The 11,344-nt window shown below is 60.7% G+C and carries 12 protein-coding genes and 1 tRNA gene; 4 read left to right on the top strand and 9 right to left on the bottom strand.

The window, feature by feature from the left end:
• The first annotated feature begins 180 nt into the window (after positions 1-180).
• From FHW69_RS18405 to FHW69_RS18395, 3 genes are all read left to right on the top strand, one after another.
• The gene (locus FHW69_RS18405) at positions 181-558 is read left to right on the top strand and encodes a hypothetical protein (protein WP_183424564.1); all 378 of its coding nucleotides are present in this window, start codon (positions 181-183) and stop codon (positions 556-558) included.
• Complete coding sequence (locus FHW69_RS18400; RefSeq protein WP_183424563.1) at positions 524-1,813, top strand: hypothetical protein; 1,290 nt, start codon at positions 524-526, stop codon at positions 1,811-1,813. Before FHW69_RS18405 ends, FHW69_RS18400 begins: the two co-directional genes overlap by 35 nt.
• Before the next feature lie 116 nt (positions 1,814-1,929).
• Entirely contained in the window at positions 1,930-2,376 is a 447-nt protein-coding gene (locus FHW69_RS18395) for a hypothetical protein (RefSeq protein WP_183424562.1), read from the top strand.
• Between the two features lie 128 nt (positions 2,377-2,504).
• On the opposite strand, the gene FHW69_RS18390 is transcribed toward FHW69_RS18395, so the two are convergent.
• The 9 genes from FHW69_RS18390 to thrS form a co-directional block, all read right to left on the bottom strand.
• A tRNA-Pro gene (locus tag FHW69_RS18390) sits at positions 2,505-2,581 on the bottom strand.
• Positions 2,582-2,637: 56 nt separating this feature from the next.
• A complete protein-coding gene (locus FHW69_RS18385) occupies positions 2,638-2,994 on the bottom strand; it encodes a MerR family transcriptional regulator (RefSeq protein WP_132143608.1) in 357 nt (118 codons plus the stop codon).
• Positions 2,975-3,274 (bottom strand): integration host factor subunit alpha, encoded by a 300-nt coding sequence (ihfA, locus tag FHW69_RS18380; protein ID WP_036140472.1) that lies wholly within the window; start codon positions 3,272-3,274, stop codon positions 2,975-2,977. The genes FHW69_RS18385 and ihfA overlap by 20 nt, the downstream gene beginning before the upstream one ends.
• A gap of 1 nt (position 3,275) precedes the next feature.
• The gene (pheT, locus tag FHW69_RS18375) at positions 3,276-5,657 is read right to left on the bottom strand and encodes a phenylalanine--tRNA ligase subunit beta (protein WP_183424561.1); all 2,382 of its coding nucleotides are present in this window, start codon (positions 5,655-5,657) and stop codon (positions 3,276-3,278) included.
• A gap of 66 nt (positions 5,658-5,723) precedes the next feature.
• Complete coding sequence (pheS, locus tag FHW69_RS18370; protein WP_183424560.1) at positions 5,724-6,716, bottom strand: phenylalanine--tRNA ligase subunit alpha; 993 nt, start codon at positions 6,714-6,716, stop codon at positions 5,724-5,726.
• Between the two features lie 122 nt (positions 6,717-6,838).
• Positions 6,839-7,198: a 50S ribosomal protein L20 gene (gene rplT / locus FHW69_RS18365; RefSeq protein ID WP_183424559.1), complete on the bottom strand. Its 360-nt coding sequence runs from the start codon at positions 7,196-7,198 to the stop codon at positions 6,839-6,841.
• A gap of 16 nt (positions 7,199-7,214) precedes the next feature.
• Positions 7,215-7,412 (bottom strand): 50S ribosomal protein L35, encoded by a 198-nt coding sequence (gene rpmI, locus FHW69_RS18360; RefSeq protein ID WP_046966439.1) that lies wholly within the window; start codon positions 7,410-7,412, stop codon positions 7,215-7,217.
• A gap of 185 nt (positions 7,413-7,597) precedes the next feature.
• Positions 7,598-8,125, bottom strand: a complete 528-nt coding sequence (gene infC / locus FHW69_RS18355) for a translation initiation factor IF-3 (RefSeq protein WP_343204052.1) — start codon at positions 8,123-8,125, stop codon at positions 7,598-7,600.
• 44 nt (positions 8,126-8,169) lie between these two features.
• Complete coding sequence (gene thrS, locus FHW69_RS18350; protein ID WP_183424558.1) at positions 8,170-10,071, bottom strand: threonine--tRNA ligase; 1,902 nt, start codon at positions 10,069-10,071, stop codon at positions 8,170-8,172.
• A gap of 256 nt (positions 10,072-10,327) precedes the next feature.
• Between thrS and FHW69_RS18345 the strand changes: the two genes are divergently transcribed.
• A complete protein-coding gene (locus FHW69_RS18345) occupies positions 10,328-11,338 on the top strand; it encodes an NAD-dependent epimerase (RefSeq protein ID WP_183424557.1) in 1,011 nt (336 codons plus the stop codon).
• Positions 11,339-11,344: the final 6 nt, after the last annotated feature.

Raw genomic sequence — 11,344 nt, 5'->3', positions numbered from 1 at the left:
ACAGCCTCGGCGGGCTGACACCCGCCGAGTTCAGGCAGCAAAACGACCCGGCAACCTCGGGTTATGGTTGGCACTAACTAACGGGGGGTCGACAAGGAAGTTGCGTGTTGCCCGCACTTTTTCCAAAACTATATTGATAAAAAGCACGAATTGCGCGTGGTCTACGTTGACGGTGAGAGCTTGGCGTTCAAGATCGACTCGCAAAAATATCGACTGTCAACACTCGACTGGCGAAAGGGACTGGACATCGTTGACTTCGTTCCGACAACCCTTCCCAATGCAGTTGCGAATAAGATCAATGACTTCATGAAGAGTCTGGGTCTGTTTGCTGGTAGCCTTGATCTGATCGTTAAGGACTGCGGTGAAATCTATTTCCTTGAATGTAACCAGGAGGGTGCGTGGGGTTGGCTGGATGACCTGGACGACGGTCGCGTTACACGTGCATTCGCTCGCGCTTTCATAAAGCGATCTCTAGCCCTGACCAATCTCGGCGAAACCCCAGCGCCTCGTCACGAGACCGCCTATGAAGCAATGGAAACTTCAAATCCTCCTGCATAAACCAGCAACATGGGCGCGTGCAGCGCTTGCCACATGCCTCGCCCTTCCCATCGTGGCGAAGCCGTCCCCGGCACCGTCCGCGCCGCTAAATGCATTTATGGCAAAGGCAAACGACGTGTTCCGAGGCAAGGGGGATGCATTCGAGCATTACGTCGAGCTCCATGGGGCTTACGGCAAGCTCGCTCATGACGACCGGCGGCAGGCAGGCCAGGTCTTATCTATGATTGATGCGATGTTCGGTCGCTACCAGGACGCCACATCGCATTATGCGGCCTCCTTTCCTGTCGTCGGAACGCAGACCGCTTGTCCCACCTCATCGTTCCGTCCGAAGCCGGCAGGTTCGTCGATAGCGCTCGCCGCGGGAAATGCCCGTGTTTTGATGATCAACGAGTCCCACTCCAATGCCGTGACCCGTTCCTCTATTTTGGCCATGCTGCCGTCACTCAAACACGCTGGATTCCGTTACCTTGCTTTGGAAGCGCTGACGCCAGGTGATGGCCCCAATAGCCTTCATGACGATGAGCTCTCAACGCGAGGATATGTCCGCGATACGAACGATGCCGGGTTTTATCTGCAGGAGCCGGTCTACGCCGAACTGGTCCGCATGGCGATCGCGCAAGGATTTGAGCTTATAACCTACGAAAGCAACGCTACGGGCCGAGATCCGCGAGAAGAAGAACAAGCCAACCACTTAGCAACATGGCTGAGAGCGCATCCTAAAGAGCGACTCTTGGTAATTGGAGGATATTCACATATCTGGAAGGCCGATGGATGGATGGCAGAGCGGCTCGACTCCATATCAGACGCTAGCTCGGTGTCCTTAGATCAGGTGGAGACTCTGGAACACTGCGGCGCAAGCACCGTGAGCGAGGTCGCAACAAACCTCTGGTTTGATCCAAATGACCGCCCTTGGTCAGCGCATCCCGATCGCGTGGATGTCACCGCGACTGTCAGGGGCTCTGGCGCACGTGGCGCGCCAAAGACGTGGTTAACACTGGGAGGATTACGTGAACCGGTGCGATTGAGAAAGGATTGGTGTTCCGGACATCTTCCCTGCCTCATCGAAGCTCGCAGGGTCGGCGAACCCGACTCCGTGCCTTCTGATCGATGGGTTCGTTTTGCCGCCAAAGAAACCGACACTTTGTATCTCGTCCCAGGCCCCTACGTCTTGACCGTTCGCTGGGTCGGCGGCCGAGTTGTTGTGCGAGGCGTAGTCGGCACTGATGGCCAATTTCAAGAGAGCCGCGATTCTTGACCAGAAAACAAAATCCGATTCATAGCGTAATGCTGTTTTTTTGCGTGGTGCTGATAACAGCCTGCCATCCTCGACCATCAGGCGCCCCGTCATCGACCACCACGCGCGGCGGGAACGTGAGCTACAAATTGATTCCGAGCCTGGCTTCTGGCCAATACCAACTGGCTAAAGCAGAACACGCCTTCGGTGCTCAACCCACGTTTCGGGTAAATCCAATCTATCCGGCATCACTTGCAGGCAAGCACCTCGCCGATGTCACGATTCGCGTGAAAGCTATCATCAACACGGATGGCGCCGTTATCGAGGTCCGGGACCTGGACCCTGCTTCCGACGAGCAACGCTCCATGTTCGTGGAGGCATGCAAGAACGCGATAATGCATTGGTCATTCAGCCCGTTGGTTGTTGTAACCGAGACTGATGACGGGCACGGCAATGTCAATCAGTCCAGGTCGCTCAAAGCGTTCAGCCTCGACTACACCTTTATCTTCTCTTCGGCACAGGGCGGTCCCACTGTCTTGGCTGGACAAGGTGACAAAGACGCATTCGACAGCGAGCCAAATTAGTTTGGCGCATCAAAATGGATGCACCAGCGGCATGATGACTACCGCTCATCGCTGACGTCCTCCCCGGTAATCCGCGATGAACCAAAAAAAAGACGCCCAGGGGCGTCTTTTTGAATATGTTGCCGAATTGGTCGGGGTGGCGAGATTCGAACTCGCGACCACTACACCCCCAGCGTAGTGCGCTACCAGGCTGCGCTACACCCCGACGATACGGCAAGCGACCATTCTAACAGTTTCAACGGGCAAGGCGAAAGCCTTAAATCACCGCCGAAGCAAAGTCAGAACTTCTTCCAGTTCCAGACGAACCTGACGAACAATCTGGTGAGACATGCTCGCTTCCATCCGCGCCTGCGGACCTTCCAGACGAGCGCGCGCACCGGTGATGGTGAAGCCTTCGTCGTACAGCAGCGAGCGGATCTGGCGGATCATCAGCACATCGTGACGCTGGTAATACCGCCGGTTGCCACGTCGCTTGACGGGCTTAAGGGCGGGAAACTCCTGTTCCCAGTACCGAAGTACATGCGGCTTTACCCCGCAAAGTTCGCTGACTTCGCCGATGGTGAAGTAGCGCTTCGCCGGGATCGCCGGTAGTTCGGTGTTATTCCCTTGGTCCAGCATAGCCCTCGACCCGTACCTTCAGTTTCTGACCCGGACGGAAGGTGACAACCCGTCGGGCAGAGATAGGAATTTCTTCACCGGTCTTGGGATTGCGACCGGGCCGCTGATTCTTTTGCCGAAGGTCGAAATTGCCAAAACCTGACAACTTCACCTGTTCCCCGCGCTCCAGTGCCTCGCGCACGACCTCGAAATACGCGTCCACGAATTCCTTGGCCTCGCGTTTGTTGAGGCCCACGTCGAGGAAAAGCCGCTCGGCCATTTCCGCCTTGGTCAGCGCCATCTCATCCTCGCAACTTTGCCTTGCATGTCTTCTCCAACGCAGCCACAGCGTTTGCTACGCAATTGTCCGCGTCGTCGTCGGTAAGGGTGCGTGAAGCGTCCTGTAAAATCAAGCCCATAGCGAGACTCTTTCGACCTTCGTCGATCCCCTTCCCGGCGTACCGGTCGAAGAGACGAACATCCTTAAGTACCTCACCCAGAGCCTGACGGACAGTGGCTTCCACGCTTGCCCACGAAATCTCTTCCGGCAATTCCACGGCGATGTCGCGACGGACAGCCGGGAACCGCGCCACACGGGATGCCTGAGGCAGACGGCGGGCCAGAACCGGCTCCAGGGCCAGCTCCGCCACGTGAACGTCGGCGGCCAGATCCAGCGCCTTGGCCAGTGCCGGATGCAGCGCACCCAGGAAGCCGACCGGCTGTCCGTCACGCAGCACGCGCGCGGCACGGCCCGGATGCAGCCACGAGGGCAGCCCCTCGGCATCGACCGTCCAGCGACCGGCTTCGCCCGTGTGCGCGATCAGCGCATCAACGTCGCCCTTCAGGTCGTAAAAGTCGAACGTGCGCGTCGGCTCGGCCCACTGTTCGGGCAGAGCAGAACCACAGGCGACCATGGCCACGCGGCCTACTTCATCAGGCGCTTCGCCGGTCGCATGGAAGCTGCGGGCGACTTCAAACAGGCGGATGCGATCCTGCTGGCGGGCACGGTTATGACGCAGCGCCTCGATCAGGCCCGGCAACAGCGACGTGCGCATGACGGCCAGGTCGGCCGACAGCGGATTGGCCAGCGGCACCCATGCCTGGTCCATGCCCCAGCTGCGCAGGAGATCTGCGCTGACAAAGGACAGGGTCACAGCCTCGAAGTAACCGCGAGCGGCGAGCTGATCGCGCAGCGCCATCTCGTGCAGGCGACCTTCCGGATCGGCCGCCAGGGCAATTTCACCCGCCGGCAGATGGGTCGGAATGCGCTCGTATCCGTGGATGCGGGCCACTTCCTCGATCAGGTCTTCTTCGCGCTCGATATCGAAACGGCTGCTCGGCGGAACGACCTGCCAGCCATCGGCCGTTGCCGTGACGGCCATGCCCAGCGCAGCGAAGATGCGGCTGACTTCGGCATCATCCACCACGATGCCGAGGACGCGCGCCAGACGGGTACGACGCAGCACCACCGGCTGATGGGCACGCAGGTCTTCCGCGCGCTCGGCCGTAGTGATCGGGCCCGCGTTGCCACCGGCAATCTGCAAAAGCAGCGTCGTTGCACGCTCGATGGCGCGCCTTGGCAGGTTGGGGTCCACACCACGCTCGAAACGATGCGAGGCGTCGGTGTGCAGGCCAAGCTTGCGCGCACGGCCCATGATGGCCGACGGCGCGAAATGCGCGGCTTCCAGAAATACGTTTCTGGTAGCGTCGGTCACGCGCGAGTCGTTGCCGCCCATGACGCCAGCAACGGCGAGCGGGCGCGCGACGTCAGCGATCACGACGAACGACGCGTCGAGCTTCGCCTCATTGCCATCCAGCAGCACGAGCGGCTCACCCGCCGTAGCGTGACGGACCACGATGTCGCCGGACAGCGTGTCGTTGTCGAACGCGTGCAACGGCTGACCGAGTTCCATCATCACGTAATTGGTGACGTCGACCACGGCGCTGATCGGGCGCAGCCCGGAGCGGCGGAGGCGTTCGGCCATCCAGAACGGGGTGGGCGCCGTGGCGTCCAGACCTTCGATCACGCGACCGAGATAACGCGGCGCATCTGCACCCGCCTCCAGTCGTACGCCACGCGTGGCGGTGGCGGTCACGGGAGCTTCGGCAATCTCTTCGCCCTTGACCCGGCTGCCGAACAGCGCGGCAACGTCGTGGGCAAGGCCAAACAGACCCAGGCAGTCCGGACGATTCGGCGTGATCTTCAGTTCGATGCTGGCATCGGGCAGACCGAGATAATCGGCCAGCGGCTGGCCGACGGGCGCGTCGAGCGGAAGCTCAAGCAAACCGGATGCGTCGGCGTCGATGCCCAGTTCCTTCGCGGAACACAACATGCCCGCCGACTCGACGCCGCGCAGCTTCGCCGCGCCAATGGAGATACCGCCCGGCAACGTGGTGCCGACAGTTGCCAGCGGAATCTTGATGCCGACACGCGCATTGGGCGCACCGCAGACAATCTGCACGGGCTCGCCCTGCCCCGCGTCGACGCGGCAGACCTGGAGACGATCCGCCTCGGGGTGCTTTTCAGCCGCGACGATCTGGGCGACGACAACACCGGCCAGGCTTTCACCCAACGGTGTGACCTCTTCAACCTCAAGGCCGGACATGGTCAGCGCGTGGACCAGCGCCGCGCGATCCGCCGATACATCGACCAGTTCGCGCAGCCAGTTTTCTGAGAATTTCATGGAAGCATGCTCACTCTATTCGCGGGGCCGGCATGGATGGCCAGACCCCCGACGGGCCACAGGCGATCAGGCGAACTGGCGCAGGAAGCGCAGATCGTTCTCGAAGAAAGCGCGAAGATCGCTGACGCCATAACGCAGCATCGCGAAACGCTCCACACCCAGACCAAACGCGAAACCGGTGTAACGCTCCGGATCAATGCCGCAGTTGGCCAGCACGGTCGGATGGACCATGCCGCAGCCGAGCACTTCAAGCCAGCGCGTGGAACCGTCTTCGGCATCCCAGCGGATATCCACTTCAGCCGAGGGCTCGGTGAAGGGGAAATAGCTGGGACGGAAACGCATCTCGAAATCGCGCTCGAAAAACGCGCGCACGAACTCCGACAGCGTGCCCTTCAGGTCGGCAAAGCTGGAGGTTTCGTCAACCAGCAAGCCTTCGATCTGATGGAACATCGGCGAGTGCGTCTGATCCGAATCGCTGCGATACACCTTGCCGGGCGCGATGATGCGGATCGGCGGCTGCCGTCCCTGCATCGAACGGATCTGCACGGGCGAGGTATGCGTACGCAGCAGGCGCCCGTCACCAAAATAGAAGGTGTCGTGCATCGCGCGCGCAGGATGGTGCGGCGGGAAGTTCAGCGCCTCGAAGTTGTGCCAGTCATCCTCGATCTCCGGGCCATCGGCGCGCTGATAACCCAGGCGACCAAAGATGTCCGCGATGCGCTCAAGCGCACGCGTGATCGGGTGAATGCCGCCGTATTCGCCGTCGCGCCCCGGAAGGGTGACGTCGATGCGCTCGGAAGCCAGGCGGTGATTCAGCTCGGCCTGTTCCAGCGCGTGCTTGCGTGCGGCAATGGCGTCCATCAGCCGCTCTTTGGCCCGGTTGACCTCGGCGCCGCGCGTCTTGCGCTCGTCGCCCTGCAACTGGCCCAGCGCTTTCAGCGCTGCGGTGATGATGCCGTTCTTGCCCAGCAGGGCAACGCGTACGGCGTCCAGCGCCTCAAGAGAGGTGGCGCCTTCGATGTCGCGTAGCGACGCGTCGATATGCTCTACCGATTCCATCGACTTTCCCGTTATGGGCCCCGGCTTTTCCGTGGCCCCAAAAAAATGTGGGGAGAAGGCAAGGCCTTCTCCCCACGTTATCCATCATCGCGCCATCTCAGAAAGAAGCGCGTGGATTCGGATTACGCAGCCAGATGGGCCTTGGCCTTCTCTGCGATAGCACCGAACGCCTTGATGTCGTGCACGGCCAGGTCAGCGAGGACCTTGCGGTCAACAGCGATCTGAGCCTTGGCCAGACCGTTGATCAGGCGGCTGTACGACAGACCGAACTGACGCGCAGCGGCGTTGATACGCACGATCCACAGAGCGCGGAACTGACGCTTACGCTGCTTGCGGCCGATGTAGGCGTACTGGCCAGCCTTGATGACGGCCTGGTTTGCTACGCGGAATACCTTGCGACGGGCGTTGTAGTAGCCCTTCGCACGGCCGATGATCTTCTTGTGACGACGACGGGCAGTTACGCCGCGCTTAACACGTGCCATGGTCTATTCCTCCGGCTCAGAGATACGGCAACATGCGGGCTACACTCTTGGTGTCGCACGCTTTGACGTGGTTCGGAGCACGCAGGCCGCGCTTACGCTTGGTCGACTTCTTGGTCAGGATGTGCGACTTGAAGGCGTGACCGGCTTTGAACTTACCGGAAGCGGTCTTGCGAAAACGCTTCGCCGCCGCCCGGTTGGTCTTGATCTTGGGCATGGGAATGCTCCGTATTCGGTTACTGACTGATCCGGCGGTGGACCACGAGGGGCCACGCTTTCCTTCCTGCCGGGTACGGTGTTCAACCCCTTCCAGACGGGGTGAGCCGGCGAGTTTACACGAGGTGAAGGCCGGTTGCCACTCGCCGGAGCATAGAAAAACGGCGCCCGAGGGCGCCGTTTTCATCAGATCTTCTTCTTCGGGCCGATCATCATGACCATCTGTCGGCCTTCAAGACGCGGGAAGGACTCCACCACGCCATTCTCGCCGACATCGTCCTGGATCTTGCGGGCCAGGTTCTGGCCGAGATCCTGATGGGACATTTCGCGACCGCGGAAGCGAATCGTGACCTTGACCTTGTCGCCTTCCTCAAGGAAGCGAAGCATGTTGCGAAGCTTGATCTGGTAGTCACCCACATCCGTAACCGGACGGAACTTGACTTCCTTGATTTCAACCTGCTTCTGCTTCTTCTTGGCAGCCTGAGCCTTCTTCTGGGCCTCAAACTTGAACTTGCCGAAATCCATCAGACGGCAGACCGGCGGATCGCCGTTCGGCTGGATTTCTACGAGATCCAGACCTGCTTCAGTCGCCATGGCCTGAGCGTCCCGGGTGTCCATGACACCGAGCTGCTCACCTTCGGCGCCCAGCAGGCGTACCTTCGGCACGCGAATCTCACTGTTCTTGCGATTGCCCTTGTTATCGGTCGTAGCGATACCGCTATCCTCCAGAAGAATTTAAATTGTGTCGAAACATGGGCTTAGCGCCTCGTTTCGGCTTCCAGCCGTTCGACGAACTGGGCCAGCGGCATGCTGCCGAGGTCTTCGCCACCACGGGTACGTACGGAAACGGACCCCGTCTCTTTCTCACGGTCGCCGACCACGATGAGATAGGGAACCTTCTGCAACGTATGTTCGCGGATTTTATATCCGACCTTTTCGTTGCGCAAATCGGCCTCAACCCTGAAGCCTTTTCCGACAAGGGTTTGCGTGATTTCACGCACGTAGTCGGCCTGCGCATCGGTAATGCTGAACACTGACGCCTGAATGGGGGCGAGCCAGGGCGGCAACAAGCCCGCATGATGCTCGATCAGGATGCCGATAAAGCGCTCCATCGAACCCACGATCGCCCGGTGCAGCATGACAGGATGCTGGCGCTGGGAGTTTTCGTCCACATATTCCGCGCCCAGACGCTCGGGCATCATGAAATCGACCTGCATCGTACCCACCTGCCAGGCGCGGCCGATGGAGTCCTTCATGTGGTATTCGATCTTCGGACCATAGAAAGCGCCCTCACCCGGCAGCTCTTCCCATTCCACGTTGGCAGCTGACAGCGCCGTGCGCAGCGCATTTTCCGCGCGATCCCACACGTCGTCAGCACCGATGCGCTTTTCCGGGCGCAGCGCGATCTTCATGGCGATGTCGTTGAAACCGAAATCACTATAGACCTTCATGGCCTGCGCATGGAACGCGGCAACTTCGGCTTCGATCTGCTGCGGCGTGCAGAAGATGTGGCCGTCGTCCTGGGTGAATGCGCGCACGCGCATGATGCCGTGCAGCGCGCCAGACGGCTCGTTGCGGTGGCAGCCGCCGAATTCGCCGTAGCGGATGGGCAGGTCGCGGTAGCTGTGCAGGCTGGTGTTGAAAATCTGGATGTGGCCGGGGCAGTTCATCGGCTTCAGCGCATACGTGCGCTTCTCCGACTCCGTGAAGAACATGTTCTCCTGGTAGTTGTCCCAGTGACCGGACTTCTTCCAGAGGCTGACGTCCATGATCTGCGGACCACGCACTTCCTTGTAGCCACTGTCGCGATACACGCCGCGGACGTACTGCTCCACGGCCTGCCAGATAGCCCAGCCTTTCGGATGCCAGAAAATCATGCCCGGGGCTTCTTCCTGCATGTGGAAGAAGTCCAGCTGCTTGCCGATGCGACGATGATCGCGCTTCTCTGCTTCTTCCAGCTGGAAGAGGTGCGCTTTGAGGTCCTTGTCGTTCAACCAGGACGTGCCGTAGATGCGCGTCAGCATCGCGTTATTGGAATCGCCGCGCCAGTAGGCGCCTGCCACCTTCATCAGCTTGAACGCGCGCAGCTTGCCCGTGTTCGGCACATGGGGACCGCGGCACAGATCGGTGAATTCGCCCTGCGTGTAAAGCGACAGTTCCTGATCGGCGGGAATGCCTTCGATGATTTCGGCCTTGTACTCCTCGCCGATGCCACGGAAGAACGCCACGGCCTCGTCGCGCGACTTCACCGAGCGCGATACAGGCAGCGCTTCCTTCACGATGTTGGTCATCTCCGCCTCGATGGCCGCGAGGTCATCGGGCGTGAAGGGACGCTCATACGCAAAGTCGTAATAGAAACCGTTGTCGATCACCGGGCCGATGGTGACCTGCGCGCCGGGGAACAGGCGCTGCACGGCCTGGGCCAGAAGATGGGCCGTGGAATGACGGAGGATGTCGAGCGCTTCGGGGCTCTTTTCCGTCACGATTTCGAGGCGCGCGTCGTGATCAATCGTGTAGTCGGTATCGACCAGTTTGCCGTCAACCTTGCCGGCAAGGGTGGCCTTGGCAAGACCGGCGCCAATGGAGGCGGCCACATCCTGCACGGAAACGGGGTGTTCAAACGGGCGCTGGCTGCCGTCGGGTAGCGTGATCTGAATCATCGGGGCTTTATCTCGGACAAACAAAAAGGGCGCCGTGCGCCCTTTGGTGGATACACACAAGGCGTGGCGGGGACGTCAGATTGGGAAGCGTGTAGTCCGCATGTCGCACACTCGGCCGGCGTTGCCGCGGGCCACCTCTCAAGATGGGTATCTGTGCGAAAGCTAGTCCAGCGCAGCCGGACTGTCAATTCTTTCGCAGAGCGAGCCCCCTTCCCTCCGCTACAATGAGTGCCTGCCCCATTGATGGATGGAACCAATGCGCATTCTGGTCACCGGCAGTGCCGGGTTCGTCGGCGCCGCACTGACCGAGCGCCTGCTCGCCCGTGGCGACGAGGTGCTGGGTTTCGACAATCACAACGATTACTACGATCCGGCCCTGAAAGAAGCCCGCCTGGCGCGGTTTGCGCAACATCCGGCCTATACCCACCGCCGGGCCGACCTGGCAGACGGTACGGCGGTCGACGCCGCATTTGCGGACTTCCGGCCAGAGCGCGTGGTGAACCTGGCCGCGCAGGCGGGGGTGCGTTACTCCCTGACCAACCCGCACGCGTATGTGCAAAGCAACCTGGTGGGCTTCGTCAATATTCTGGAGGCCTGCCGCCAGAACGCGGTCGGGCACCTGGTCTACGCCTCTTCCAGTTCGGTTTACGGCGCCAATCGCAAGCTGCCCTTTGCGGTGGAGGATTCGGTCGACCATCCGGTGAGCCTGTATGCGGCCACCAAGAAGTCGAACGAACTGATGGCGCATACCTATAGCCACCTGTTCGGCCTGCCGACCACCGGCCTGCGCTTCTTCACCGTGTACGGCCCCTGGGGTCGCCCCGACATGTCGCCGTTCGTGTTCGCCAGACGCATCCTGGCGGGCGAACCGATTGACGTGTTCAACCACGGCCAGCACAGCCGCGATTTCACCTATATCGACGACATCGTCCAGGGCGTGATCCACGCGCTGGACCACCCGGCTGAACCCGACCCGCATTACGACCCCGTGGCGCCCAACCCTGGCACGTCGTCCGCGCCGTATCGCGTTTACAACATCGGCAACGATCAGCCGGTGGAACTGCTGCACTTCATCGACCTGCTGGAAAAGCACCTTGGTCGCCAGGTGGAGAAGCGCCTGCTGCCCATGCAACCGGGCGACGTGCCAGATACCTGGGCAGACGTATCCGCATTGCGACGGGATGTGGGATATGCCCCGTCCACGCCGATTGAAACCGGCGTGGAGCGTTTTGCGCAGTGGTACAAGGCGTTTTACGGCGTGCCGTAAAACGCC

This window comes from Luteibacter sp. Sphag1AF (genome assembly GCF_014192715.1).
GTDB lineage: Bacteria > Pseudomonadota > Gammaproteobacteria > Xanthomonadales > Rhodanobacteraceae > Luteibacter.
This window is presented reverse-complemented; position numbering and strand designations above follow the sequence as displayed.

What these genes read in the sequence shown, in the direction of transcription:
- FHW69_RS18400 (WP_183424563.1), top strand. Translation starts at nt 524, where the DNA reads ATGAAGCAATGGAAACTTCAAATCCTCCTGCATAAACCAGCAACATGG.
- rplT (WP_183424559.1), bottom strand. Translation starts at nt 7,198, where the DNA reads ATGGCACGTGTTAAGCGCGGCGTAACTGCCCGTCGTCGTCACAAGAAG.
- pheS (WP_183424560.1), bottom strand. Translation starts at nt 6,716, where the DNA reads ATGGAATCGGTAGAGCATATCGACGCGTCGCTACGCGACATCGAAGGC.
- rpmI (WP_046966439.1), bottom strand. Translation starts at nt 7,412, where the DNA reads ATGCCCAAGATCAAGACCAACCGGGCGGCGGCGAAGCGTTTTCGCAAG.
- FHW69_RS18385 (WP_132143608.1), bottom strand. Translation starts at nt 2,994, where the DNA reads ATGCTGGACCAAGGGAATAACACCGAACTACCGGCGATCCCGGCGAAG.
- ihfA (WP_036140472.1), bottom strand. Translation starts at nt 3,274, where the DNA reads ATGGCGCTGACCAAGGCGGAAATGGCCGAGCGGCTTTTCCTCGACGTG.
- FHW69_RS18345 (WP_183424557.1), top strand. Translation starts at nt 10,328, where the DNA reads ATGCGCATTCTGGTCACCGGCAGTGCCGGGTTCGTCGGCGCCGCACTG.
- thrS (WP_183424558.1), bottom strand. Translation starts at nt 10,071, where the DNA reads ATGATTCAGATCACGCTACCCGACGGCAGCCAGCGCCCGTTTGAACAC.
- pheT (WP_183424561.1), bottom strand. Translation starts at nt 5,657, where the DNA reads ATGAAATTCTCAGAAAACTGGCTGCGCGAACTGGTCGATGTATCGGCG.